Origin of the sequence: Azospirillum brasilense (genome assembly GCF_007827815.1) — a bacterium.
GTDB lineage: Bacteria > Pseudomonadota > Alphaproteobacteria > Azospirillales > Azospirillaceae > Azospirillum > Azospirillum brasilense_C.
Genome location: NZ_VITH01000002.1, coordinates 1 through 24,109, shown reverse-complemented (window position 1 = coordinate 24,109; position 24,109 = coordinate 1). Strand labels below are relative to the sequence as shown.

General features: G+C 70.9%; 24 protein-coding genes, 2 tRNA genes and 2 rRNA genes. 14 read left to right on the top strand and 14 right to left on the bottom strand.

Annotated elements, in window-relative coordinates; translation table 11 throughout:
• Nucleotides 1–79 precede the first annotated feature (79 nt).
• Together FBZ83_RS04040 and FBZ83_RS04035 are read right to left on the bottom strand one after the other, a co-directional pair.
• Nucleotides 80–1,474, bottom strand: a complete 1,395-nt coding sequence (locus FBZ83_RS04040) for an ATP-binding protein (RefSeq protein ID WP_247888131.1) — start codon at nucleotides 1,472–1,474, stop codon at nucleotides 80–82.
• Between the two features lies 1 nt (nucleotide 1,475).
• Complete coding sequence (locus tag FBZ83_RS04035) at nucleotides 1,476–2,201, bottom strand: response regulator (RefSeq protein WP_145681205.1); 726 nt, start codon at nucleotides 2,199–2,201, stop codon at nucleotides 1,476–1,478.
• 186 nt (nucleotides 2,202–2,387) lie between these two features.
• On the opposite strand from FBZ83_RS04035, the gene FBZ83_RS04030 reads away from it, so the two are divergent.
• The gene (locus FBZ83_RS04030) at nucleotides 2,388–2,963 is read left to right on the top strand and encodes a Spy/CpxP family protein refolding chaperone (protein WP_145681204.1); all 576 of its coding nucleotides are present in this window, start codon (nucleotides 2,388–2,390) and stop codon (nucleotides 2,961–2,963) included.
• Between the two features lie 240 nt (nucleotides 2,964–3,203).
• On the opposite strand, the gene FBZ83_RS04025 is transcribed toward FBZ83_RS04030, so the two are convergent.
• Nucleotides 3,204–4,226, bottom strand: a complete 1,023-nt coding sequence (locus FBZ83_RS04025; RefSeq protein ID WP_145681203.1) for an NAD(P)/FAD-dependent oxidoreductase — start codon at nucleotides 4,224–4,226, stop codon at nucleotides 3,204–3,206.
• Nucleotides 4,227–4,436: 210 nt separating this feature from the next.
• On the opposite strand from FBZ83_RS04025, the gene FBZ83_RS04020 reads away from it, so the two are divergent.
• The 9 genes from FBZ83_RS04020 to FBZ83_RS03980 all read left to right on the top strand — a co-directional run bounded on the left by FBZ83_RS04020 (nucleotide 4,437) and on the right by FBZ83_RS03980 (nucleotide 15,790).
• Nucleotides 4,437–4,868 carry a hypothetical protein gene (locus FBZ83_RS04020; protein ID WP_145681202.1) on the top strand — a complete coding sequence of 144 codons (432 nt, stop codon included), beginning with the start codon at nucleotides 4,437–4,439 and terminating at the stop codon, nucleotides 4,866–4,868.
• Nucleotides 4,869–4,901: 33 nt separating this feature from the next.
• Nucleotides 4,902–5,414: a tRNA (adenosine(37)-N6)-threonylcarbamoyltransferase complex ATPase subunit type 1 TsaE gene (tsaE, locus tag FBZ83_RS04015; protein WP_145681201.1), complete on the top strand. Its 513-nt coding sequence runs from the start codon at nucleotides 4,902–4,904 to the stop codon at nucleotides 5,412–5,414.
• Complete coding sequence (locus tag FBZ83_RS04010; RefSeq protein WP_186465970.1) at nucleotides 5,411–6,424, top strand: aminoglycoside phosphotransferase family protein; 1,014 nt, start codon at nucleotides 5,411–5,413, stop codon at nucleotides 6,422–6,424. Before tsaE ends, FBZ83_RS04010 begins: the two co-directional genes overlap by 4 nt.
• Nucleotides 6,425–6,426: 2 nt before the next feature.
• Complete coding sequence (locus FBZ83_RS04005; RefSeq protein ID WP_145681200.1) at nucleotides 6,427–7,206, top strand: nucleotidyltransferase family protein; 780 nt, start codon at nucleotides 6,427–6,429, stop codon at nucleotides 7,204–7,206.
• A 125-nt stretch (nucleotides 7,207–7,331) separates the two neighbouring features.
• Nucleotides 7,332–10,310 (top strand): double-strand break repair protein AddB, encoded by a 2,979-nt coding sequence (gene addB / locus FBZ83_RS04000; protein ID WP_145681199.1) that lies wholly within the window; start codon nucleotides 7,332–7,334, stop codon nucleotides 10,308–10,310.
• Nucleotides 10,311–10,461: 151 nt separating this feature from the next.
• A complete protein-coding gene (gene addA, locus FBZ83_RS03995) occupies nucleotides 10,462–13,932 on the top strand; it encodes a double-strand break repair helicase AddA (RefSeq protein WP_145681198.1) in 3,471 nt (1,156 codons plus the stop codon).
• A 228-nt stretch (nucleotides 13,933–14,160) separates the two neighbouring features.
• Nucleotides 14,161–14,484 (top strand): thioredoxin TrxA, encoded by a 324-nt coding sequence (gene trxA, locus FBZ83_RS03990; protein ID WP_014238663.1) that lies wholly within the window; start codon nucleotides 14,161–14,163, stop codon nucleotides 14,482–14,484.
• 93 nt (nucleotides 14,485–14,577) lie between these two features.
• A complete protein-coding gene (gene gcvA, locus FBZ83_RS03985; protein ID WP_145681197.1) occupies nucleotides 14,578–15,474 on the top strand; it encodes a transcriptional regulator GcvA in 897 nt (298 codons plus the stop codon).
• 82 nt (nucleotides 15,475–15,556) lie between these two features.
• On the top strand, nucleotides 15,557–15,790 hold the full coding sequence (locus tag FBZ83_RS03980) for a DUF1127 domain-containing protein (RefSeq protein ID WP_247888130.1): 234 nt from the start codon (nucleotides 15,557–15,559) through the stop codon (nucleotides 15,788–15,790).
• 3 nt (nucleotides 15,791–15,793) lie between these two features.
• Here FBZ83_RS03980 and FBZ83_RS03975 read toward each other — a convergent pair whose 3' ends face one another.
• Together FBZ83_RS03975 and FBZ83_RS03970 are read right to left on the bottom strand one after the other, a co-directional pair.
• Nucleotides 15,794–16,657, bottom strand: a complete 864-nt coding sequence (locus tag FBZ83_RS03975) for a fructosamine kinase family protein (RefSeq protein WP_145681196.1) — start codon at nucleotides 16,655–16,657, stop codon at nucleotides 15,794–15,796.
• Nucleotides 16,654–17,127, bottom strand: a complete 474-nt coding sequence (locus FBZ83_RS03970) for a low molecular weight protein-tyrosine-phosphatase (protein ID WP_145681195.1) — start codon at nucleotides 17,125–17,127, stop codon at nucleotides 16,654–16,656. The genes FBZ83_RS03975 and FBZ83_RS03970 overlap by 4 nt, the downstream gene beginning before the upstream one ends.
• Before the next feature lie 69 nt (nucleotides 17,128–17,196).
• Here FBZ83_RS03970 and FBZ83_RS03965 point away from each other — a divergent pair, with 69 nt between their 5' ends.
• Both FBZ83_RS03965 and FBZ83_RS03960 read left to right on the top strand, forming a co-directional pair.
• On the top strand, nucleotides 17,197–17,943 hold the full coding sequence (locus FBZ83_RS03965) for an NAD-dependent deacylase (protein ID WP_145681194.1): 747 nt from the start codon (nucleotides 17,197–17,199) through the stop codon (nucleotides 17,941–17,943).
• Nucleotides 17,940–18,530 carry a uracil-DNA glycosylase family protein gene (locus tag FBZ83_RS03960; RefSeq protein WP_145681193.1) on the top strand — a complete coding sequence of 197 codons (591 nt, stop codon included), beginning with the start codon at nucleotides 17,940–17,942 and terminating at the stop codon, nucleotides 18,528–18,530. Before FBZ83_RS03965 ends, FBZ83_RS03960 begins: the two co-directional genes overlap by 4 nt.
• 1 nt (nucleotide 18,531) lies before the next feature.
• Here the strand turns inward: FBZ83_RS03960 and FBZ83_RS03955 are convergent, their stop codons facing one another.
• Nucleotides 18,532–18,945, bottom strand: coding sequence for a metallopeptidase family protein (locus FBZ83_RS03955; protein ID WP_035669725.1), 414 nt, complete (start codon nucleotides 18,943–18,945; stop codon nucleotides 18,532–18,534).
• Nucleotides 18,946–19,093: 148 nt separating this feature from the next.
• Here FBZ83_RS03955 and FBZ83_RS03950 point away from each other — a divergent pair, with 148 nt between their 5' ends.
• Nucleotides 19,094–19,396: a 4a-hydroxytetrahydrobiopterin dehydratase gene (locus FBZ83_RS03950; protein ID WP_014238670.1), complete on the top strand. Its 303-nt coding sequence runs from the start codon at nucleotides 19,094–19,096 to the stop codon at nucleotides 19,394–19,396.
• A gap of 165 nt (nucleotides 19,397–19,561) precedes the next feature.
• Here FBZ83_RS03950 and modD read toward each other — a convergent pair whose 3' ends face one another.
• From modD to FBZ83_RS03920, 5 genes are read right to left on the bottom strand one after another with little or no spacing between them, the layout of a single operon-like run.
• Nucleotides 19,562–20,389, bottom strand: coding sequence for a ModD protein (gene modD / locus FBZ83_RS03940; protein ID WP_145681192.1), 828 nt, complete (start codon nucleotides 20,387–20,389; stop codon nucleotides 19,562–19,564).
• A 20-nt stretch (nucleotides 20,390–20,409) separates the two neighbouring features.
• Nucleotides 20,410–21,426, bottom strand: coding sequence for a magnesium transporter CorA family protein (locus tag FBZ83_RS03935; RefSeq protein ID WP_145681191.1), 1,017 nt, complete (start codon nucleotides 21,424–21,426; stop codon nucleotides 20,410–20,412).
• The gene (gene folD / locus FBZ83_RS03930) at nucleotides 21,423–22,331 is read right to left on the bottom strand and encodes a bifunctional methylenetetrahydrofolate dehydrogenase/methenyltetrahydrofolate cyclohydrolase FolD (RefSeq protein WP_145681190.1); all 909 of its coding nucleotides are present in this window, start codon (nucleotides 22,329–22,331) and stop codon (nucleotides 21,423–21,425) included. Before folD ends, FBZ83_RS03935 begins: the two co-directional genes overlap by 4 nt.
• Nucleotides 22,324–22,698, bottom strand: coding sequence for a DUF167 domain-containing protein (locus tag FBZ83_RS03925; RefSeq protein ID WP_145681189.1), 375 nt, complete (start codon nucleotides 22,696–22,698; stop codon nucleotides 22,324–22,326). The genes folD and FBZ83_RS03925 overlap by 8 nt, the downstream gene beginning before the upstream one ends.
• Complete coding sequence (locus FBZ83_RS03920) at nucleotides 22,698–22,982, bottom strand: YggT family protein (protein ID WP_014238675.1); 285 nt, start codon at nucleotides 22,980–22,982, stop codon at nucleotides 22,698–22,700. The genes FBZ83_RS03925 and FBZ83_RS03920 overlap by 1 nt, the downstream gene beginning before the upstream one ends.
• Nucleotides 22,983–23,188: 206 nt before the next feature.
• Between FBZ83_RS03920 and FBZ83_RS03915 the strand changes: the two genes are divergently transcribed.
• Nucleotides 23,189–23,264: transfer RNA gene (locus FBZ83_RS03915), tRNA-Ala, on the top strand.
• Nucleotides 23,265–23,581: 317 nt separating this feature from the next.
• On the opposite strand, the gene FBZ83_RS03910 is transcribed toward FBZ83_RS03915, so the two are convergent.
• The 3 genes from FBZ83_RS03910 to FBZ83_RS03900 all read right to left on the bottom strand — a co-directional run.
• A tRNA-Met gene (locus tag FBZ83_RS03910) sits at nucleotides 23,582–23,658 on the bottom strand.
• A gap of 95 nt (nucleotides 23,659–23,753) precedes the next feature.
• Nucleotides 23,754–23,869: ribosomal RNA gene (gene rrf / locus FBZ83_RS03905) — 5S ribosomal RNA — on the bottom strand.
• Between the two features lie 132 nt (nucleotides 23,870–24,001).
• Nucleotides 24,002–24,109: ribosomal RNA gene (locus tag FBZ83_RS03900) — 23S ribosomal RNA — on the bottom strand; the annotation flags it as partial.

Sequence of the window (24,109 nt, the reverse complement as noted above, 5' to 3'; positions counted from 1 at the left end):
CCCTCCCCTGCGAAAGCGGGGGAGGGTTGGGGTGGGGGCAAAGCTTCCGGAATTGATGCCCAAGCGAGATGCATAAAGCTCACCGCGGCAGGGTCACCGTCACCCGCAGCCCGCCCTCCGGGCGGTTCGCCAGCGCGATGTCGCCGCCATGGCCGCGCACCACCGTGCGGGCGGTGGCCAGCCCCAGCCCCACCCCGCCGGTGTCGCGGGAGCGCGAGCGCTCCAGACGGTAGAAGGGGGCGAAGACCTTCTCGAACTCGGCCTCCGGGATGCCGGGACCGCCGTCCTCGATCTCCACCCGCAATTCCCCCTCCGCGGGCCGCAGGCGCACGGTGAAACCGCCGCCATAGGCGATGGCGTTGTCCATCAGGTTGGCGAAGGCGCGGCGCAGGGCCACCGGGCGCCCGTCCACCGTCGCGTGCGCCGGCCCCTCGTAGGCCGCCTCGTGGCCGGCGTCCACGCGGTCGTCGCACAGGCTCTGCAGCAGGTCGGCGAGGTCGAGCGGGCCGCGCGGTTCGTGCTTGGCGTCGTCGCGGGCGAAGGCCAGCGTGGCGTTGATCATCGCCGCCATCTCGTCGAGGTCGGCGAGCATCTTGCGCTGCATCTCCGGGTCCTCGACCAGCTCGGCGCGCAGGCGCAGGCGGGTCAGCGGCGTGCGCAGGTCGTGGCTCATCGCCGCCACCATCTGGGTGCGGTCGGCGACGAAGCGGGCCAGACGCGCCTGCATCCGGTTGAAGGCGCGGGTGGCGGCGCGCAGCTCCTGCGGGCCGGCTTCCGGCAGGGGCGGCGCCTCGCCGTCCACGCCCAGCCGCTCCGCCGCGTCGGCGAAGCGCGCGATGGGGGCGGTCATGCGGCGCGCCGTCCAGACCGAGACCAGGGCCACCGCCCCGACGATGCCCGCCATCCACAGCGCGAAGCGCAGCAGCCGGAACGGCCCCTCCAGCGGGTCGCCGCCGACGAAGGTCAGCCAGGACCCGTCCTTCAGCCCCACCGACAGCCGGACGTCGGCGCCCCAGCGGTGTTCGTCCACCGGGAAGGGGCCGGGCATGGGGCGCTCCCGCCGGACCTCGACCACCACGGCGCGGTCGGGATCGTCCAGCTCGCCGCGGATGGCGCGGCGCAGCCGGTCGAAGGGAAAGCCCTCGCGCTGGTTGGCGAAGCGCGGCGTCTCGGAGGTCCAGTCCACCCGCAGCACGGGGTCGTCGATCGCCTTGACCAGCCGCCGCCGCTCCTGCGGCGGGGTGCTCTCCACGAGTTGGACGATGGCCGTCACGCGCTGGACGAGAACGCGCATGCTGTGGGCCGGCGGCCCCGGAGGACGGTCGGTGAGATAGACCAGCGCGCTGACCGCCTGGGTCAGCAGCAGCGCCAGCACCACGGTCAGCACCAGCCGCGAAGCGATGCTGTCCGGCAGCCAGCGCCGGGCCACCAGCAGGCGGCTCTTGCGGCCCACTTCCAAGCCAAGATTGCTCATCTCAGGCCCCCGTCACCGCCGGGGTAAACAGATAGCCGCCGCCGCGCACCGTCTTGATCATGGTGGGGTCGGCGGGGTCGGGCTCGATCTTGCGGCGCAGGCGGCTGACCTGCACGTCGATGGAGCGGTCGAAGGGCACCGCCGAGCGGCCGCGCGCCAGATCGAGAAGCTGGTCGCGGGTCAGCACCCGCTGCGGATGCTCCACGAAGGCGACCAGCAGGTCGTACTCCCCGGCGGAGAGCTGCACCAGCACCCCGTCGGGCGAACGCAGCTCCCGCTTGGCGAGGTCGAGCGTCCAGCCCTCGAAGCCCAGCGTCTTACCCGTGGCGCCGCCGGACACCGGCGGGCCGGAGGCGCGGCGCAGCACGGCTTTGACGCGGGCCAGCAGCTCGCGCGGGCTGAAGGGCTTCGCCAGATAGTCGTCGGCCCCCATCTCCAGCCCGACGATGCGGTCCGTCTCCTCGCCCATCGCGGTCAGCATGATGACCGGCGTCTGCGCCGTCTCGGGGGCGGCGCGCAGGCGGCGGCACAGGCTCAGCCCGTCCTCCCCCGGCATCATCAGGTCGAGCACGATCAGGTCCACGCGCGCGCTGTCCAGCGTGCGCATCATCTCCACCCCGTCCTTGGCCCCGGTGACGCGGAAGCCGTGCCGCGTCAGGAACTGCGACAGGAGGGTGCGGATTTCGCGGTCGTCGTCGACCACCAGCAGGTGAGGTGTGCGGTCCATGGAACGCATGATCCGACGCGCGGGCGCCGGGGTGAAGAAGAAATGTGTAACGCCACGTTACGGGGAGGCCGGCTGTTACACAGCGTTACCAATTCACGGAAGGCCGGACATCAACCGGATACGTTGCCGGCCCATCATCGGGGTCATCGGGAACGCAAGACCCCGTCGATAACAAGGAGCATCCCCATGAAACGCGCTATGATGACCACCGCCGCGCTGGTTCTCGGCCTCGGCCTCGCCGTGCCGGTCTTCGCCCAGCAGCAGCCGGGTCCCGGCGCCGGCCCTGGCCCCGGTCCGGACGGCGGCCGGCATTTCTCCCGGATGTGCGAGGATCAGGACGCCCGGCTGGCCGGCATGCTGGCCTACGCCGAGAAGAAGCTGAACATCACCGACCAGCAGCGCGCCGCCTGGACCAAGTTCGCCGACGCCGCGAAGGCGAGCCAGAAGCCCACCCAGGACCTCTGCGCCAAGTACAAGGACCAGCCGATGCCCACGGCCGCCCCGGCCCGGCTTGAGCGGATGGAGGCCATGATGTCGGCCCGCCTCGCCCAGCTTCAGCAGGTGCGCCCGGCGCTGACCGACCTCTACGCCCAGCTCACCCCCGACCAGCAGAAGCAGGCCGACCGCTTCCTCGACCGCGCCGGTCACGGCATGATGGGCGGCGGCATGGGCGGTCCCGGCCCGCGCCATCACGGCCCCGGCCCCATGCACGACGGCCATGGCCCCGGTCCGGGTCCTGACAAGGGCCCCCGCGGCGGCTGATCCCTTTCCTACCACGGGGCGCTTTTGCCCTCTTTAACCCTCTCCCCTCCGGGGAGAGGGTGGCCCGGAGGGCCGGTGAGGGGGATGTGCTTGGCGGCAAGTCCGGCAAAAGCGCACCCCCCTCACCCTAACCCTCTCCCCAGAGGGGAGAGGGAACTTCGAATGCAGCCCCTCTGTCATGCCTCCCGTCAGCCGTTGACGGAGCGGGCCGCCGGTACCCCCGGCGGCCCGTTTCCGTTCTTACTCGGCGCCGGGAACGCCCTTGGAGGTCGAGTATTCGAAGTGCAGCGCCTCGCCCGGATGGACCAGCGGGTGGATGGCGTGGGCCGCCTGCGCCGCCTCGGAGAAGCCGCAGAGGATCAGCTTCAGCTTGCCGGGGTAGGTGGCGATGTCGCCGATGGCGTAGACGCCGGGGGCGCTGGTGGCGCAGCCGGGCAGGCTGACGCCGATGTGGCTGCGCTCCAGGTTCAGACCCCACTCGGCGATCGGCCCCAGATTCATCGACAGGCCGAAGAAGGCGAGCAGCGCGTCGGCCGGCAGATCCTTCTCCTCGCCGTCCAGCGTGGCGACGCGCACGGCGGAGAGCTGGCCGTTCTCGCCGACCAGACCGGAGAGCTGGTAGGGCACCACCATCTCCACCTTGCCCTCGCGGACCAGGACGTCCATGCGGGCGACGCTTTCCGGGGCGGCGCGGAACTTGGGCCGGCGGTGGACGACGTAGACCTTCTCCGCCACGTCGGCCAGCGACAGCGTCCAGTCCACGGCGGAGTCGCCGCCGCCGGCGATCACCACGCGCTTGCCGGCGAAGTCCTGCTTGCGGCGGACCATGTAGAAGACCGACGTGCCCTCATACTGCTCCAGCCCGTCCAGCGGCGGGCGGTTGGGGCCGAAGGCGCCGCTGCCGGCGGCGATGATCACCGCCTGGGTGTCGATGCGCGTGCCGATGCTGGTCTCCACCAGCCAGCGCCCTTCGTCCGTCCGGGTCAGCTTCTCGACCTGCTGGCCCAGATGATAGGTCGGGCTGAAGGGAGCGGCCTGCTCCGCCAGCCGGTCGATCAGGTCGGCGGCCTCGATGGCCGGGTGGGCCGGGATGTCGTAGATCGGCTTTTCCGGGTACAGCGCGGTGCACTGCCCGCCCACCATGTCCAGCGCGTCCACCACATGGCATCGCATCTTCAGCATGCCGCATTCGAACACGGCGAAGAGACCGACGGGGCCGGCGCCGACGATGACGACGTCGGTGCGATGGACGGTGTGCGACATGGGACGCGCTGCCTTGTGCAAACGGGGGAACGATGACGCCTTCAATTGTCCGGTTTCGCGCCCCCGGTCAACCCCGCCCTGCACGGGGAGGGCGAACGGCGCGCGCAAAATGGGTGCGGTCCCGCCGATTTCCTTCTGGGCGTGCGGTCTCCGTGGGGTAGGATTTGCCCGTTTCCCCCGTGCCGGAGCGGCCGCAATGAAGGACTGGCGATGAAGGAGCTGCGCTGCCTCGTGTTCACCGACCAGGAGGTCGTGAAGGCCGTGCTCGACCGCCGTCGCCGGATGAAGGAGCCGTTGCCCAACGGCACGGTCGGCAAGGTCACCTACCGTCCCGGCCAGCCCGGCGGCGGCGGGGTGGAGACGCTGATCCAGGTCACCGGGGACGAGGGCGACGACCGCAGCATGACGCTGCACGAGTCCGAGGTCGCGGCGGCTCTGGTGTCCTATTGCATGGGGCGCAAGATCCCCCTGCCCGTCGAATCCGACAAGATGATCCACCTGATCAACGGCGCCCTGACGCTGATGATCACCATGAACTTCAAGAAGCCGCCGCGTCTGGTGGAAGAGCGCAGCGAGCCGGCGGAGCCCGCCCCCGCCCCTGCCCCCGGCCCGGTGCCGCGCAAGGCCGCCTCGCGACGTTGATGACCGCCGCTGATATGAACCGCATCCCGTGACATGACCCAGACCGATTCCCCCAACGCGCGCGCCGTCACGCTGCCGAGCGAGGAGGCGACCGCCGCGCTGGCCCGCCGCTTGGCCGCGGCGCTGGCGCCCGGCGACCTCGTGGCCCTGCGCGGCGACCTGGGCGCCGGCAAATCCGCCCTGTGCCGCGCCCTGATCCGCGCCGTGACGGAGGAGGACGCCGAGGTGCCGTCCCCCACCTTCACGCTGGTGCAGACCTACGAGACGGACATCGGCCCGGTCTGGCATTTTGACCTCTACCGCCTGTCCGGCCCCGACGAGGTGACGGAACTGGGCTGGGACGAGGCCCGCGCCGAGGCCGTCCTGCTGGTGGAATGGCCGGACCGGCTGGGTCCGCTGCTGCCCGCCGACCGCCTCGACGTCGCGATGAGCTTCGCCGGGCCGGCCGAGCGCCGCGCCACCCTGACCGGCCACGGCGCCTGGGAATCGCGACTGACCACGCTCGACCTTTCCGGACTGGGCCTTTCCGGACTGGAGCGGCCGTGACCGACCGCGCATCGCAGATCGCCGGCTTCCTCGCCCGCCACGGGCTGGAGGGGGCCAAACGCGAGCCGCTGGCCGGCGACGCCTCGGCGCGCCGCTACGAGCGGCTGAGGACTCCAGACGGTGGCACGTTGATCCTCGTCGACACCCCCGCACCGGCGGAGGATCTGGTGCCCTTCATCGCCATCGGCGCGACGCTGGACCGGCTGGGCTTCTCGGTTCCGGCCATCCTGGCGGCGGAGGTCGAGGCGGGGCTGGCCATCCAGGAGGATTTCGGCGACGGCACGCTGACCCGCCTGCTGAACGCGGGGGAGGAGCCGCGCCCGCTCTACGAGCTGGCGACCGACGTTCTGATCGAACTGCACCGCCGCTTCCCCGTGGAGGAGGCGGCCTGCCTGGACCTGCCGCTCTACGACGCGGCCCTGTTCACGCAGCAGGTGGCGCTGTTCGCCGACGTCTACATGCCCGCGGCGACAGGAAAACCGCTGTCCGACACGGCGCGCTCCGACTTCGACGCGGCCTGGGCCGCCGTCGTTCCGGAGGCCTGCGCCGGGCCGCAGTCGCTGCTGCTGCGCGATTACCATGTGGACAACGTGATGCGACTGCCACGGCCCGGCCTGCGGGCGGCGGGGCTGATCGATTACCAGAGCGCCGGGCTCGGCCCCGTCGCCTACGATCTGGTGTCGTTGCTGGAGGACGCCCGCCGCGACTTGCCCGCCGGGCTGGAGAGCGTTCTGCTCGACCGCTACCGCACCGCTTTCCCGGATCGGGACTGGGGCGCCTTCCGCCGCTCCTACGCGGTGCTGGGCGCGATCCGGCACACCCGCATCGTCGCGATCTTCGTGCGTCTGGCGTTGCAGCGCCGACGCGGCTATCTCCTTCACCTGCCGCGCGTCTGGCGGCTTCTGGAAGGCCAGCTCGCCAAGCCCGAACTGGCCCCGGTCGCCGACTGGTTCGCCCGTCATCTGCCGCCGGGTACCCGCGCGGAGCTTGTCGTTCCGGAGCCGGATTGATTATGTCGCCTCTCTCGAAGAAGACCCGCACCAAGACGCCGTCTGTGACCACCGCCCCCGCCAAGGCCATGGTGATGGCCGCCGGGCTGGGCCTGCGGATGCGCCCGCTGACCCTGGAGCGCCCGAAGCCCCTGATCCCGGTGATGGGCAAGCCGATGCTCGACCACGCGCTCGACCGGCTGGAGGAGGCCGACGTGACCGCCGCCGTGGTCAACAGCCACTACAAGGGCGAGATGATCGCCGCCCATCTGGCCGGACGGACCGCCCCGGCCATCACCCTGTCGCCGGAGGACACGCTGCTGGAGACCGGCGGCGGCGTGAAGAAGGCCCTGCCGCTGCTCGGCACCGACCCGGTCTATGTGGTCAACGCCGACATCCTGTGGCTCGACGGCCCCTCCCCCACGCTGGCGCGGCTGGCCCGCCACTGGAACCCGGACGAGATGGACGCGCTCCTGCTGCTGATGGCGACCACCAAGGCGGTGGGCTACGAGGGGCGCGGCGATTACCACATGGACCCGCTGGGCCGGCTGACCCGGCGCGGCGAGATGGAGATCGCCCCCTTCGTCTACGCCGGCGTCCAGATCGTGAAGCCTGGGCTGTTCGGGCAGGACACCCCCGACGGCGCCTTTTCCACCAACCGCGTCTGGGACCGCGCGCAGGAGGCCGGGCGCCTCTTCGGCCTCGCCCATGACGGGTTGTGGTTCCACATCGGCACCCCCGACGCGCTGGCCGAAACGGAGGAGATGCTGTCGATGAGCGACGTGTCGGTGGTCACCACCTGACCGGCATCCGGACGGCCACCCGACGGCCGCTTTGTGAGAATTTTTGTATTCCTTGACGCTTTGTGGTCTCATTGCCCCACATCTAGTATCCTCGCGCGTCTGACGATACAGCTTCCGGGGCAGGCATGAGCGGCAGGGCGGAGCCCAAGGTCTATTCGATTCCCACCGGCGTGTCCTTCGTGGACGAGCTCGCCGCGGGCATCCTGGACCGTGTGGGGAACGACCCGCTGGCGCTGGCCGGAGTGACCGTCCTGCTGCCGACGCGCCGCTCCTGCCGCTCGCTGCGCGAGGCCTTCCTGCGCCGCTCCGGCGGGCAGCCGATGCTGCTGCCGCGGATGAGCCCGCTGGGCGAGCTGGACGCCGCCTCGCTCAGCCTGACCTCGGCGGAGGAGCTGCCCGGCGTGCCGCTGGAGCTGCCGGACGCCGTCAAGCCATTGTCACGCCAGCTTACGCTTGCACGTTTCGTTCTAGCAGCGGAAGGCATGTCCGCCACCACTGCACAAGCAGTTCGTCTTGGCGCAGACTTAGGTCGGCTAATTGATGCCGTTTGGACGGAAAGCATAGACTTTGAACGCTTGGCCGCACTAGTCCCCGAAGATTATGCGGCACACTGGCAGCAAACGCTGAAGTTCCTCCGAATTATTACCGAGCAATGGCCTGGAGTTCTCGGCGCCAGCGCGCTGACCGACCCGGCGCAGCGCCGCAACCTCGTGCTCCAGACGCAAGCCGCGCTCTGGCGGGCGGAGCCGCCGCAGGGGCTGGTGATCGCCGCCGGCTCCACCGGCTCCATCCCGGCGTCGGCCGACCTGCTGGCGGTGGTCGCCGCCCTGCCGCAGGGCGCCGTCGTGCTGCCCGGCCTCGACCTGGAGGCCGACGAGGCGAGCTGGGACGCCATCCGCGCCGACGAGGCGCACCCGCAACACGGCCTCGCCCACCTGCTCGACCGGCTGTCGGTCGGCCGCGCCGCCGTCCGCCGCTGGAACGACGCGGAGGAGCCGCGGGCCGCCCGCGCCCGCCTGCTGGCCGAGGCCATGCGCCCCGCCGCCACCACGGAAAGCTGGCGGGAGCTGGACGGGCTGGACGCCGCGGCCCTGGACGGGCTGACCCGCATCGACGCCCCGACCGCGGAGGAGGAGGCGTCGGTCATCGCCCTGCTGCTCCGCCACGCGCTGGAGACTCCGGGCAAGACGGCGGCGCTGGTCTCCCCCGACCGCAACCTCGCGCGCCGGGTCGCCATGGCGCTGACCCGCTGGGGCATCGCGGTCAACGACTCGGCGGGCCAGCCGCTGGTCCACACCGCGGTCGGCACCTATCTGCGGCTGACCGCCGAACTGGCCGCCAGCCGCGCCCACCCGCTGGCCCTGCTGGCGCTCGCCAAGCACCCGCTGGCCGCCGGCGGCCACGACCCGGCGGAGTTCCGCCGCTCCGCCCGCGCGCTGGAGCGCACCGTGCTGCGCGGCCCCCGCCCGGCGGAGGGTTTCGCCGGGCTGATCGCCGCGCTGAAGGCCGCCGACCGCTTCGACCACCCGGACCAGCAGGCCGCCCTGCTCGGCTGGCTGGAGACGCTGGAAAGGCTCGCCGCCCCCTTCATGGAGGCTTTGTTCAGCGAGGCGCCGCTCGGCGACCTCGTCCGCGCCCACGTCGCCTTCGCGGAGGCGCTGGCCTCGCGCACCGACGCACCAGGGTCGGAGTTCCTGTGGCGGCAGGACGACGGCGAGGAGGCCGCGACCTTCGTCCATGAGCTGCTGGCGGCGGCGGACGGTTTCCCCGCCGTTCCCGGCAAGGACTATCCGGCGCTGCTCGACGCGCTGATGGCGATGCGCCCGGTGCGCCCGCGCTTCGGCCTGCACCCGCGCCTCTACATCCTCGGCCCCATGGAAGCGCGCCTTCAGCATTTCGACCTGCTGGTCCTCGGCGGGCTGAACGAGGGGACTTGGCCGCCCGATCCCGACGCCGACCCCTGGATGTCGCGCCCGATGCGCCGCGACTTCGGCCTGCCCAGCCCGGAGCGCATGGTCGGCCTGTCCGCCCACGACTTCACCCACGCCTGCGGCGCCGAGGAGGTCGTGCTGACCCGCGCGGAGCGGGTGGACGGCACGCCCACCGTGCCGTCGCGCTGGCTGCTGCGGCTGGAGACGGTGCTGCGCGCGCTGGGTCTGGACGGCCGGATCGAGCTGGCCGGGGAGCCCTGGCTGGCCTGGGCGCGCGGTCTGGACGAGCCGGACGCCGTGCGCCCCGTCGCCCCGCCGGAGCCGCGCCCGCCGGTGTCCGCCCGCCCGCGCAAGCTGTCGGTCACCAAGATCGAGAAGTGGATGCGCGACCCCTACGCCATCTACGCCGAGCATGTGCTGCGCCTGCGCAAGCTCGACCCCATCGCCGCCGACCCCGGCGCCGCTGACCGCGGCCAGTTCATCCACGCCGCCCTGGACGCCTTCGTGAAGGCCTATCCCGGCCAACTGCCCGACGACGCGCTGCACCGGCTGCTGGCGATGGGCCGCGAGTCCTTCGGCCCGCTGCTGCACAGCCATCCCGACGTCTGGGCCTTCTGGTGGCCGCGCTTCGAGCGCATCGCCGAGTGGTTCGTCGGGCTGGAGCGCGACCGCCGCCGCACCCTGAAGCCGCTCGCCACCGAGGTATCGGGCGAGCTGACGCTGAGCGGCCCCGCCGGCCCCTTCCTGCTGACCGCCAAGGCCGACCGCATCGATTCGGGCGGCTTGGGCTTGGTCCTGATCGACTACAAGACCGGCACCCCGCCCTCGACCCGCGAGATCGAGCTGGGCTTTGCCCCGCAGCTCCCGCTGGAGGCCGCCATGGCCGAGGCCGGCGGCTTCGCCGGGGTCGCGAAGAACCGGGTGGCGGAACTGGCCTTCTGGCGCCTGTCCGGCGGCGACCCGCCGGGCGAGGAGAAGGCGGTGAAGGGCGACCCGGCGACTCTGGCCGCCGAGGCCCGCGCCGGTCTGGAGGAGCTGATCCGCCATTTCGACGACCCCGCCACCCCCTACCGCTCCTGCCCCCGCCCGGCCATGGCCCCGCGCTACACCGACTACGCCCACCTCGCGCGGGTGCAGGAGTGGTCGGCGGGTGGCGATGGGGGTGAGGGGTGATGCGCCGCGGCCCCCTCCCCAACCCTCCCCCGCCTGCGGCGAGGGAGGGGATTTTGCGCGAAGCGGCGGCAGTCCCCTCTCCCGCAAAGCGGGGGAGGGTTAGGGAGGGGGCACCCGCAACCCCCACCGCCCCACACCCCACGACCCGCCCATGACCGTCCTCGACTTCCCCGTCCGCGACCTGCCGCTGGACCCCAACGTCGCGCAGCGGCTCGCCTCCGATCCGCTGTCGTCGGTGTGGGTGGGCGCCTCCGCCGGGTCCGGCAAGACGAAGGTGCTGACCGACCGCGTGCTGCGGCTGATGCTGTCCGGCACCGCGCCGGCGCGCATCCTCTGCCTGACCTTCACCAAGGCGGCGGCGGCGGAGATGTCCATCCGCATCAACCGCACGCTGGGCATCTGGGCGACCCTGCCCGACGAGGGGCTGGAGGACCGGCTCGCCGACCTCTGCGGCGAGCGGCCGAGCGCGGAGACCCGCACCATCGCCCGCCGGCTGTTCGCCCAGGTGGTGGATTGCCCGGGCGGCATGAAGATTCAGACGATCCACGCCTTCTGCCAGTCGCTGCTGCGCCGCTTCCCGCTGGAGGCCGGACTCGCCCCGCATTTCGAGGTGATGGACGAGCGGACATCCGCCGGTCTGCTGACCGAGGCGCGGGACGAGGTGCTGCACGCCGGCCGCGCCGCCCCGGACAGCCCGCTCGGCAAGGCGATGGCCCGCCTGACCGCCGAGCTGAACGCCGAGGAGTTCGCCGACATCCTGGCCGAGCTGGCCAGCGAGCGCGGGCGAATCCAGCGCCTGTTCGAGAGCTTTCACGGGTTGGACGGCGCGGCGGACGCGGTTCACGAGGCGCTGGGCGTGCCGCCCGGCATCACCGAGGCGGCGATCCTGCGCGAGGCCTGCGCCGACCACGCCTTCGACGTTCCGGGGCTGCGCGACGCCTGCCGGGCGCTGTCCACCGGCAGCAAGACCGACGAGGAGCGCGGAGTCGGCATCCAGAGCTGGCTGGACGCCGCAGAAAACCGCGTGCGCGCCTTCCAGATCTACGTCCGCCATTTCCTGACCGCGGAGGGCGGCGCGCGCAAGACGCTGATCACCAAGAAGCCGGCAACCTCCTTCCCCGCCGCCCTGACGGCTCTGGAGCGTGAGGCGGAACGGCTCGTTTCGCTGATGAAACGGGTTCGCTCGGCCGGGGTCGCCGCCTCCACCACCGCCCTGCTGACCCTGGCCGAGTCGCTTCTGAGCGCCTATGAGGCGAAGAAGAAGGCCAAGGCGCTGCTCGACTACGACGACCTGATCCTGTCGGCCAACGCCCTGCTGCGCGGCAAGGACGGTGTCCCCGCCGTGCCCTGGGTGCTGTTCAAGCTGGACGGCGGGCTGGACCACATCCTGATCGACGAGGCGCAGGACACCAACCCGGAGCAGTGGCAGGTCGTCGGCTCCATCGCCGAGGAATTCTTCGCCGGCCTCAGCGCCCGCGACGGGGGCGAAACGACCCGCACCGTCTTCGCGGTGGGCGACGAGAAGCAGTCGATCTTCAGCTTCCAGCGCGCCGACCCTGCCGAATTCGCCCGCATGCGCCGCCATTTCCAGACCCGCGCCAAGGCCGCCGAGCGCGACTGGCACGCGGTGGCGCTGGACATCTCCTTCCGCTCCACCGCCACCGTGCTGCAAACCGTGGACGCGGTGTTCGGGCTGGACGGCGCCAAGGATGGTGTCGCGTCCGAAACGAGCCCGGTGATCCGCCACCGCGCCTTCCGCCGCGGCCATGCCGGTCTGGTCGAGCTGTGGCCCCCGGTGAAGCCGGCGGAAGCCGCCGACCCGCCCGCCTGGGCGCCGCCGGTGGAGCGCGAGGCCGCCGATTCGCCGTCGGCCCGGCTGGCCGCGGTCATCGCCGACACCATCCGCGACTGGACCCAGCGCGGCGAGTCGCTCGAGTCGCGCGGCCGGCCGATCCAGCCCGGCGACGTCATGGTGCTGGTCCGCCGCCGCACCGCCTTCGTGACGGAGCTGGTGCGCGCGCTGAAGGACCGCGCCGTTCCGGTGGCCGGCGTCGACCGCATGGTGCTGACCGAGCAGCTGGCGGTCATGGACCTGATGGCGCTGTGCGAGTTCCTGCTGCTGCCGGAAGACGACCTGACTCTGGCCACCGTCCTCAAGGGGCCGCTGATCGGGCTAAGCGAGGACCAGCTGTTCGACCTCGCCCACGGGCGGCGCGGCACGCTGTGGCGGGCGCTGGTGGCGAAAGCGGAGGACGATCCCACCTACCGCCCGGCCCGCCGCTATCTGGGCGCGCAGTTGGCCCGCACCGATTTCCTGGCGCCCTACGAGCTGTTCGCCGGGCTGCTGGCCGCCCCCTGCCCGGCCGATCCGGACGGGTCGGGCCGCCGCGCCCTCCTGAAGCGGCTCGGCCCCGACGCGCAGGACCCGCTGGACGAATTCCTGGCCGTATGCCTCGCCTTCGAGAAGACCGAGCCGCCGTCGCTGCAGAATTTCCTGGCCTGGCTGGCGGCCAGCGAGGCGGAGATCAAGCGCGAGCTGGAGCAGGGCGGCGGACGCGTACGCATCATGACGGTGCACGGGTCGAAGGGGCTTCAGGCGCCCATCGTCTTCCTGCCCGACACGCTGGGCACGCCGACCCAGAGTCCGCCGATCCTCTGGCCCGACGAGGGCTGCGCCGTGCCGCTCTTCGCCGCCCGCCGCTCGCAGGAGGACGCGCTGTGCGCCGAGGCGCGCGCCCGCGCCAACCGCCGCCGCGACCAGGAGTACAGGCGCCTGCTGTACGTCGCCCTGACCCGCGCGGAGGACCGGCTGTACGTCTGCGGCTTCCAGGGCAGGAAGGAGCCGTCGGAGGCTTGCTGGTACAAGCTGGTCGAGGCCGCGATGGGCGAGATCGGCGTGCCGCACCCCTTTGACTTCTCCACCCTCTGCCCGGACGGCTGGAGCGGCGAGGGATGGCGGCTGGCCGACCCGCAGACCGCCGTTCCCAAGCCGGACGGAGCCGGGGCCGGCCGCGTGCTGGCGGCGCAGGAGGCCCCGCCCTGGCTGACCGCCGCCGCGCCGGAGGAGCCGGAGCCGTCGCGTCCCCTCACCCCCTCCCGCCCCGACGGCGACGAGCCGGCGATGCGCTCCCCGCTGGGCGAGGATGACGGGGCGCGCTTCAAGCGCGGCCTGCTGATCCACCGGCTGATGCAGACCCTGCCCGACCTGCCGCCCGACGCGCGGGAGGCCGCCGCCCGCCGCTACCTCGCCCGCCCCGGGCATGAGCTGACGGCCGAGCGCCAGGATGAAATCGCATCCGAAACGATGCGCGTCCTGACCGACCCGCGCTTTGCCCGGCTGTTCGGCCCCAATTCCCGCGCCGAGGTGGAGGTGGTCGGTCTGGTGACCGGGCGCGCCCTGTCGGGCCGGGTCGACCGGTTGGTGATCGAGGACGACGCGGTGTGGATCGTCGACTACAAGACCAACCGCCCGCCACCCGTCCGCGCGGAGGACGTGCCGCCCGTCTACGTCCGCCAGATGGAGGCCTACCGTGCGGCGCTGCGCGCCATCTACCCGGACAAGGCGGTGCGCTGCGTCCTGCTGTGGACCGACACCCCCGCTTTGATGGAGTTGCCGCCCTGATGGAACTTCCGGAGTGAGGCGCGCGCGATAGTCCGCCTTTGGAACTTTTCACCCCCGGCCGCGTTGCACGGGGCGGCGGATTGGGTTGACGAGACCGCATTCGCGCCCCGGCTTGACCAATGAGGGGGCTCGGTCATACATTTTGGCAAATTCCACCGATGAGGGATGGGTCCGCCGCCGGTGGAAAATCGGCGCGGCGGTGCCCCTGAACCCAGGCATAGAGGTCACATGAGCGATCCCATCAAGGTCACCGACGACAGCTTCGAGCAGGACGTGCTGAAGGCCGACGGTCCGGTCCTGGTCGATTTCTGGGCGGAGTGGTGCGGCCCCTGCAAGATGATTGCTCCCGCGCTCGACGACCTCGCCAAGGAGTATGGCGGCAAGGTCACCGTCGCCAAGCTGAACATCGACGACAACCCCGGCACCCCGACCAAATACGGCGTGCGCGGCATCCCGACGCTGATGCTGTTCAAGAACGGCAACGTCGCCGCCACCAAGATCGGCGCCCTGCCGAAGACCGCCCTGTTCACGTGGGTCGACGAGGCTCTCTGAGCCAAGCGGTCCCCGGACGATCGAAAAGCCCCGCCCTTCCGGCGGGGCTTTTTGTTTGCGCGGCCTTGCGGCCTGTCGGAGACTGCGCGGGCCATGGCCTACCGACTGCCGCCCCTCAACACCCTGCGCCTGTTCGAGGCCGCCGGCCGCCACCAGAGCTTCAAGGCGGCGGCGGAAGAGCTGCACCTGACCCCCAGCGCGGTCAGCCACGGCATCCAGACGCTGGAGGACTGGCTGGGGGTGGAGCTGTTCCTGCGCGGCAACCGCAGCCTGTCGCTGACCCCCGCCGGCCACGCCTACCTGCCCCGCGTGCGCGACGCGCTGCAGTCGCTGGCGCTGGCGACGGAAAGCGTGCCCGGCCGGGCCCCCAGCGGGCGGCTGTCGGTCAGCGCCGCCCCGACCTTCGCCCTGCGCTGGCTGATCCCCCGCCTGCCCGCCTTCCAGGAGCGTCACCCGGCGATCACGGTGGCGCTGGACACCGCCCACCGGGTGGTCGAGTTCCCCCGCGACGGCATCGACGCCGGCATCCGGCTGGGCCGGGGCGACTGGCCCGGTCTGGCCGCGCTGAAGCTGATGGAGGAGGACCTCGTCCCGGTGGCCGCCCCCGCCCTGGCGACGCGCATCGCCGGTCCCGCCGACCTCGCCACCGTCCCGCTGCTCCACGTCGCCGACGTGTCGGAGGACTGGACCGCCTGGGCCGAAGCCGCGGGCCTGCCGCCGTCGGCGCTGGACGACGGGCTGAAGCGCGGGTTGCGGCTGGACGCCATCCACATGGCGGTGGACGCTGCGGTGCGCGGGCTGGGCGTCATCATCGGGCGGCGTCCGACCGTCGACCCGGAGCTGGCGTCCGGCCAGCTGGTCGAGGTGATGGGGCCGCGCCTGCGCGCGAAAAGCGCCTATTGGCTTGTCACCGCCCAGGACAGCCTGCGCCGCCCGGAGGTCGCCGCCTTCCGTGCCTGGATGCGGGCGGAGTTCGCCCAGGGGCGGTGATTTGGCGGTGATCCGCTTCGGATGAAACCCGCTCACCCGACGATGAAAAGGTCCCGTTTGCCGAAGCGGCGGGGACAGCCGGATGCTGGTGCCTTCCTCGCACCCGCCGGAGGCCACCATGACCCTGCACGCCCTCCCCCGCACCGCCCCATCGCCGGCCCGCCGTCTCCATGCCCTGCTGGCCTGGATCGCCCGCATCCGGGAGGAGCGCCGCCAGCGCGACGCCCTGCTCTCCCTGTCCGACCGGGAGTTGCGGGACATCGGCATCACCCGCTACGACGCCGTCACCGAGGCGCAGAAACCGCTCTGGCGCTGAGCCTCAACCGACCAGACGCCGCACCGTCCGCTCCACCGACCCGACGTAGGAGCCGCCGAACAGCCGGACATGCACCAGCAGCGGGTAGAGGTTGTAGAGATCCCGCCGCAGTTCGAAGAAGCCCGCACGCAAGGGCCTGATCTCCCCGTAGCGGCGGAAGAAGGCATCGCCGAAGGTGCCGAACAGGGTGCTGAAGGCCAGCTCGATCTCCGCGTCGGCGTGGTGCAGCGCCGGGTCGATGAAAGCCGCCACCCGCCCGCCGCGAGCCAGCACATTTCCGCCCCACAGGTCGCCATGAATCAGCGAGGGCGGCCCCGGCTCCCCGATCAGCTCCGGCAGACGGGCGGCCAGCCGCTCCAGCCCGGCCATAAACCCGGCGTCGATGCGCCCCTCCTCCAGCGCCTTGCGGCCCATGTGCAGGAGGCGGTGGTCGCGGAAGAAGGCGATCCAGTCCGCCGTCTCGCCGTTCGGCTGGGGCAGCGGCCCGATCAGCGTGTCGCGCGGGAAACCGTAGCGGTCCGCCGTGATGCCGTGCAGGGCGGCGACCAGCTCCGCCGCGTGCTCCTCCACCGCTGGGGTGATGCCGCCGCTGGTCTCGATGCGGTCCATCACCAGGAGCCCGTCGTCGGCGTGATGCACCGCCGGCACCGGCAGGGCGGAGCGTTCGGCCAAATGGCGCAGCATGAAGCCCTCCGGCTCCAGCCCCGTCCCGCTTCCGGAGGCGACCTTCGCCACCAGCCGCCGGCCGTCCGCCAGGGTCACGGCCCACAGCGCCGCGTTGTGCCCGTCGGCCAGCCGATCGAGCGACCGGACCGGACTGCCCAGCGCCTGTTCCAGAGCCTCCCGCAGGTCCGGCGCGCTGCTCACAGCCGGTCCCGCCGGATCGCCTCCAGCAGCCCCGCTGCCCCAGCCTCGCAGAGGTCCAGCACCTCGGTGAAATGCAGCCCCTCGCCGTAATAGGGGTCGGGCACCTCGCGCGTCGGCGCGCCGGGGGCGTAGTCGAGGAACAGGGCGACCGTCGCCCGGCTGTCCGTCGGGGCCATGCGCCGCAACTGCGCCAGATGCCCGCCGTCCATCGCCAGGATGTAATCGAAGTCGGCGAAGTCCGCCGCGGTCACCTTGCGGGCGCGCAGATCCGACAGGTCCACCCCGCGGGCCTTGGCGGCGCGCTGGCTGCGCGGGTCGGGCGCCTCCCCCACATGATAGCTGTGGGTGCCCGCCGAATCGGTGCCGATGCGGCTCTCCAAACCGGCTTGCCGAACCCGGTCGCGGAACACACCTTCCGCGGTGGGCGACCGGCAGATGTTGCCCGTGCACACGAACAGGACCTTGACCATCCCGGTCTCCTCCTTTCTGTTTCCCGCATCCGAGATCTAGCAGCCGTTCCCCGAACCCGCCAGGGCGCCATGACCAACGCCATTATGAGCATCGCCAATCATCTGAAACCGACCGACTCCATCGTCATCCTGACCGGGGCCGGCATTTCCAAGGAATCCGGCCTGGACACCTTCCGCTGCGCCGACGGCATCTGGGCCAAGGTCGATCTGGAGGACGTCGCCACCCCGGAGGGCTTCGCCCGCGACCCGGTGTTGGTCCACCGCTTCTACAACGACCGGCGGCGCGGCCTGCGCGACCCCGCGGTGCAGCCGAACGCCGCCCATCGGGCATTGGCCGAGCTGGAGCGGCGCTGGAAAGGCGACCTGCTGCTGGTCACCCAGAACATCGACGACCTGCACGAGCGCGGCGGGTCGCACAGGCTGATCCACATGCATGGGGAGCTGAACGCGGTCTTCTGCCGCCACTGCCACAACAAGGTGGAACACTGGATCACCGACCTGTCGGTGGAGGACGTCTGCCCGTCCTGCGCCCGCAAGGGCGGCATGCGCCCCGACGTGGTGTGGTTCGGCGAGATGCCCTACCAGATGGAGCGGATCTACCGCACGCTGGGCGCCTGCGACCTGTTCGTCTCCATCGGCACCTCCGGCAACGTCTACCCCGCCGCCGGCTTCGTGGCCGAGGCGCGCAACGCCGGCGCCCTGACCCTGGAACTGAACCTGGAACCGTCGGCGGGCGCCAGCCTGTTCGCGGACTCCGTCAACGGCCCGGCGACCGCGCTGGTCCCGGCCTTCGTGACCGCGCTGCTGGACCTGTGACCGACGATCTCGAGAGCCTGTTCGAACAGGCCCGCGCCTGCCGGCTGTGCGAGGGGGTGCTGCCGCACGGCTGCCGCCCGGTGCTACGCGGCAGCCCGTCCGCCCGCCTGCTGATCGTCGGGCAGGCGCCGGGCGCGCGGGTGCACGCCACCGGCATTCCCTGGAACGACCCGTCCGGCGACCGGCTGCGCCAGTGGCTGGCCATGGATCGCGCGGCCTTTTACGACGAGAGCCGGATCGCCATCGTCCCCATGGGGCTCTGCTACCCCGGCACGGCGCCGAAGGGCGGCGATTACCCGCCGCGTCCGGAATGCGCGCCGCTCTGGCACCCGCCGCTGCGCACCGCCCTGACCGGGGTGCGGCTGACCCTGCTGATCGGCGGTTACGCCCAGGCTTACTATCTGGGAAACCGCCGCCAACGGACGATGACCGACACGGTTGCGGCGTGGCGGGATTACCTGCCGGAGTTCCTGCCCCTGCCCCACCCGAGCTGGCGCAACACCGCCTGGCTGAAGAAGAACCCGTGGTTCGACGCGGAGCTGGTCCCGGCGTTGCGCCGCCGTGTGGACGAGGCCCTGGACGGGTAGCTCACCCCTCCATGGCCTCGATGCGCTCCATGTCCTCGTCCGACAGGCCGAAGTGGTGGCCGATCTCGTGGATCAGGACGTGGCGGACGATGGCGAACAGGTCCTCGCCGGTCTCGCACCAATAGTCCAGGATCGGGCGTCGGTAGAGGAAGATCATGTCCGGCCCGCTGCGCAGGTCGGCGACGCTCTGGCGCGTCATATCGACGCCCCGGTAGAGGCCGAGCAGGTCGAAAGGGCTTTCCAGCTCCATCTCGCGCTCGGTCTCCTCGTCGGGGAAATCCTCGACATGGATCGACAAATTGGCGATCGGGGCCAGGAGTTCCCGCGGAATCGTCTCCAGCGCGTCCTCGGCCATCCGCTCGAGGTCGGGGGTGGAGGGGGGAACGGTGTGGGTGTGTGCCGGTTTGCGCATCATACCGGTGAAGGTAGCGTTGCTTGCCGCCCAGGCCAAGCGGCGCTAAACCGGAAGGCGGACCGGAACACCGATTTGATCCACGATCGATCCGTGTCCGTTACGCCTTGCACAGACCAACCAAACAGGCCAACCAACAACGGGGGAAGGAATGTCGGACAAGCTGGTGGGCGCCAAGCGGCAGACCGCGCTGAAGGAACTGCACGGCTGGGCGGAGGTTCTGGAGCGCGACGCGATCCGCAAGACCTACCATTTCCCCGACTTCCCCGCCGCCTGGGGCTTCATGAGCCAAGTCGCCCTGCTGGCGGAGCGGACGAACCACCATCCGGAATGGTTCAACGACATGGGCCGGGTGGAGATCATCCTGTGCACCCGCAGCGCCGACGGCCTGACCCAGGCCGACGTCGATTTCGCCCACCGCGTGGACCAGATCGCCCCGAACCGCGACCGCTGAAGGCGTTGGAGAATCCCCTCTCCCGTCCCGGGAGAGGGAGGGACCCGCCGCAAAGCGGCGGGAGGGTGAGGGTATCGCCAAGGATCAGCGTCTTGATCCTCGCACGACCCTCACCCGCCCGCTGCGCGGGCCCCCTCTCCCGGGGCGGGAGAGGGGTTGGGGCGCTCAGGCCGGTTCCAGAACCACCTTCACATCCGCCGGGCGCCCGAAGAAAGGGGCGGTGGTGACCAGCAGCGGGCAGCCGGCGGCGGCGTAGGCCGCCGCGTTGTCCTCCGTCACGCCGCCCGCCGCGGCGACGACCGGTGGGCGCGGCAGGCCGCGCGTCGCCTCGACCACGGCGCGGGCCTCTTCCGGCGTGCGCTTCTCCAGTTGCAGCACGTCGGCCCCGGCCCGGGCGAAGGCGATGGCGTCCGCCACCGTGTCGACCTCCACCACAATCTTCTTTTCCGGCGCCCGGCGGCGCAGGTCGGCGATCCACGCCTCGGGGGGACCGGACAGGAAGGCGCGGTGTTCGGCGAAGACCAGGATCGTTTCCGACAGGCCCAGCCGGTGCATCACCGCCCCGCCGGCCAGCACCGCCTTGACCGACAGGTCCTTGGCGCCGGGAAAGTTCTTGCGGGTGCAGGCGACGGTGACTCCGGGCGCGGCCTCGACGATGCGGCGGGCTCGGGAGGCGATGCCGGAGGCGTATTCGACCAGCGTCTGCGCCACCTTCCAGCCGCGGTGCAGGGCGCCCGCCGGGCCGTGCCCCTCCAGGAAGAGCGCTCCGGCCTCCACCGCCATGCCGCTGGGCCGGACGGACGTCACCGCGCCGCCGGCCTTCCCGATCAGGCGGGCGGCTTCCTCCGTCCCGGCCAGCACCATGGCGCCGCGCGCCATGAAACGGATGCGCGCCGGGGCGGCGGCGATGCCCAGCGAGTCGGTGGTCAGGTCACCGTAGGGAACGTCCTGGGCGAGGAGCGCGTCGAGCGCGGCATCGGACAGGACGATCATCGGCGGTTTCCTTCTTTTTGTTAAAGCCACCCGCGGCGGCGGAAGTACCAGAGCGGCACCACGGCCGAAAGAACCATCAGCAGGATCGCCATGGGATAGCCGAAGTCCCAATCCAATTCGGGCATGTAATGGAAGTTCATGCCGTAGGCCGAGGCGATCAGCGTCGGCGGCATCAGCGCGACCGACACGACCGAGAAGATCTTGATGATCGCGTTCTGCTCGATGTTGATCAGGCCGAGCGTGGCGTCGAGCAGGAAATTCGCCTCATGCGCCAGGAAGCCGGCGTGCTCGTTCAGGGAGCGCAGGTCGCGCGACAGCGTCTTCAGCGCGGCCTTCTGCTCCTTGGTCAGCCGTCCGGCGGCGACGGAGGAGAGGAAGGCGACCAGCCGGTCCAGCCCGGCGAGGCTGTCGCGCACCTTGTGCGTCAGGTCGCCGGCCCGCCCGATGCCGCGCAGCACGTCCTGCAGCTCGTCCGGCTTCTTGGCGGCGCGCCCGCCGCCACCGGCCCCACCCCCGCCGAACCCGCCGTTGTTCAGTGAGTCGGTGAAGATGCGCGCGGAGAGCCCGTCGATGCGGGCGCCGATCAGCTCCAGCACGTCGGCCACCCGGTCGATCACCGCGTCCAGGATGCCCAGAAGCGCGTCCTCCGCGCTGGCCAGAAGCTCCGGCTGGCGGCTGGTCCGCGCGGCGAAGGTGGCGACGGAGCGCGGCTCGGTGAAGCGCACCGTGATCATGTGCCGGGGGGTCAGGACGAAGGTGACCTCGCCCTGCTCCGGCATCGGCGAATCGGCCCGCGCGATCACCGAGGAGGTGAGGTAGACGGCCTCCCCCTCGGTGTAGAGCTGGCTCGACGCCTCGATTTCCTTCATTTCCTCGCGCGTCGGCAGGTCGCAGCCGGTGACGGCGCCGACATGCGCGCGCTCCGCCTCGTCGGGGCGGAGAAGGTCGATCCACACCGTGTTGGGCGGCAGCGGCTCGCCGAGGGCGAGCGGCTGCTCGACCACGCGGCCGCCCACCCGGGCGTGGACCGTGATCATGCAAGGGCCTCGGCCGGGACCGGCGCGCCGGCGGCGCGGCAGGCGGCGGCCAGCGTGTTCAGCATCAGGCAGGCGATGGTCATCGGCCCGACGCCGCCCGGCACCGGGGTGATGGCGCCGGCGACCTTGACCGCCTCGTCGTAGGCGACGTCGCCGACCAGCTTGGTCTTGCCCGGCTCGGTCGGGTGCGGGATGCGATTGATGCCGACGTCGATGACCACGGCGCCCGGCTTGATCCAGTCGCCGCGCACCATCTCCGGACGGCCCACCGCAGCGACCAGGATGTCGGCGCGGCGGCATTCGCCGGGCAGGTCCTGGGTGCGGGAATGGGCGACGGTGACGGTGCAGTCCTGCTGGAGCAGAAGCTGCGCCATCGGCTTGCCGACGATGTTGGAGCGGCCCAGCACCAGCGCGCGCTTGCCCTTCAGGTCGTTGCCCAGCGTGTCGCGGAGCAGCAGCAGGCTGCCCAGCGGGGTGCAGGGCACGATGGCGCCGGCGCCGCCGGTCGCCAGCAGGCCGGCGTTGACGACGTGGAAGCCGTCGGCGTCCTTTTCCGGGACGATGCGGGCCAGCACGCGGGCCGTGTCGATGTGCTTGGGCAGGGGAAGCTGGACCAGGATGCCGTGCACCGCCGGATCGGCGTTCAGCCGGTCGATCAGGGCCAGCAGCTTCGCCTCGCCGAGGTCGGCCGGCATGTGGTGGTCGAAGCTGTTCATGCCGAGGTCGGCCAGGGCCTTTTCCTTGGACCGGACATAGACCTGGCTTGCCGGGTCCTCACCCACCAGCACGACGGCGAGGCCGGGGGTGACGCCGTGGCTGGCCTTGAGAGCGGCCACACCCTCCGCCACGCGGGCGCGCAGCCCCGCGGCGAACGCCTTGCCGTCGATGATCCTCGCCTCAGCCATCGCTGTTCCCGCCATCGCTCTTTCCCGTGTCAGGCTTCGCTGTTTCCACCAGCGCCGTCAGCCGGCGCATCAGATCGGCCGGATCGCCGGCCACATGGACAATCTTGTTCCGGTCGGTGGCGCCGGCCACCACCGTCAGGCTGGTCTTGGGCAGTTTCCACGCCTTCGCCAGCAGTTTCACCACCGCTTCGTTCGCCTTGCCGTTCTCCGGCACGGCGGTGACAGTCACCTTCAGGGCCGTTCCTCCCGACGCCGTGGCGGCCAGCCCGGCGATGGCGTTGCGCGACGCCTTGGGCGTCACCCGCAGCGCCAGCCGGACGCCGTCCGCCACAGCTTCAAAGGGAGCGGCCCCGAACGGTCCCGTCATCAGAAGCGCGGCCAGTATTCCGCCATCAGGTTGCGGATGAAGAAGATCAGCAGGATCAGCGCGATCGGCGACAGGTCCAAGCCGCCCATGTTCGGCAGGACGCGGCGGATCGGGCGCAGCACTGGTTCCGTGATGCGATAGAGGAAGTCGCCGATGACATAGACCGCGCGGTTGCGGGTGTTGACGACGTTGAAGGCCACCAACCAGCTCAGCACCGCCGAAGCGATGAGCAGCCACACATAGAGGCTGAGAACGGTGTCGATCAGCAGGTAGAGCGCAATCATGCCCGGCCCGTCCCTTTATTGTCCGATTTTGCGGGGCACCCTAAGCACAAGCGGCGAGTGCTGTCCAGTGCCGCGCGGCCGGGCGCCGACATCCCCTTGGCCAGCCTCTTCCGCGAACCGCCGATGCCCGCGTTTGGGCGCGTTCAGAGGGCTTGACAGGCACCCTTCGCATCACCATTATCCGCCGCACGCCGGTGACGGTGTGTGGGGCCGTAGCTCAGCTGGGAGAGCGACGCGTTCGCAATGCGTAGGTCGGGAGTTCGATCCTCCTCGGCTCCACCAATTCCTCCAAGTCAGTGATGCGACACTGGATATTCGCCCGGAAGCGGCGCAAATCCCAGCGGTGTGACACCACCCTGTCGCTCACGGCATCCACCGAATCGCTTCCATTCCCTTTAAAATCCGCCGTTTCAACCCGCCCAGGGTGTCGCACGTCCCGGTCGCCTGAGCGGCCCCCCACAGGGCTGTCCGCAACGAGCCGTCCGCACAACACCCGCGTCCCAGGCCGATCTCCAGGCGGTTTCGGGCCGAAGGGGGCTCAGCAAGGTGCTTTCCGGACATGAAAAAGCCCGCCAAGCCGGTGGCTTAGCGGGCTGATTTGGTTGCGGGGGCAGGATTTGAACCTGCGACCTTCAGGTTATGAGCCTGACGAGCTACCGGGCTGCTCCACCCCGCGGGTGTTCCTGGGTCAAGGACCGTGTGCGACGATTGTCAAGCGTGTGTGAAACCGTGTCCGTCCGTGTCCGTTTTGGTTTGGCGTGTGCCGTGGTGACCTGGCGGCGACCTACTCTCCCACGTCTTAAGACGCAGTACCATCGGCGCTGAGGCGTTTCACGGCCGAGTTCGGAATGGGATCGGGTGTTGGGAGCCTCGCCATGACCACCAGGTCACCAAGGCACACGCGAACCATCCGGACCGGACGGGCGGGTTTCGTTAAGTGAGGACGTCTGCGTTCTTGTTCTTGCGGTGTTGGCTCGTGCGTCCAGGGCTTGCCGCTGCGCGCGGGCCGCCTGCTGGGAAGGATCAAGCCGATCGAGCGATTAGTAAGGCTCAGCTTCAGGCGTTGCCGCCCGTCCACATGCCTCCTATCGACGTGATGGTCTGTCACGGCTCTCAAGGGAGTTCTG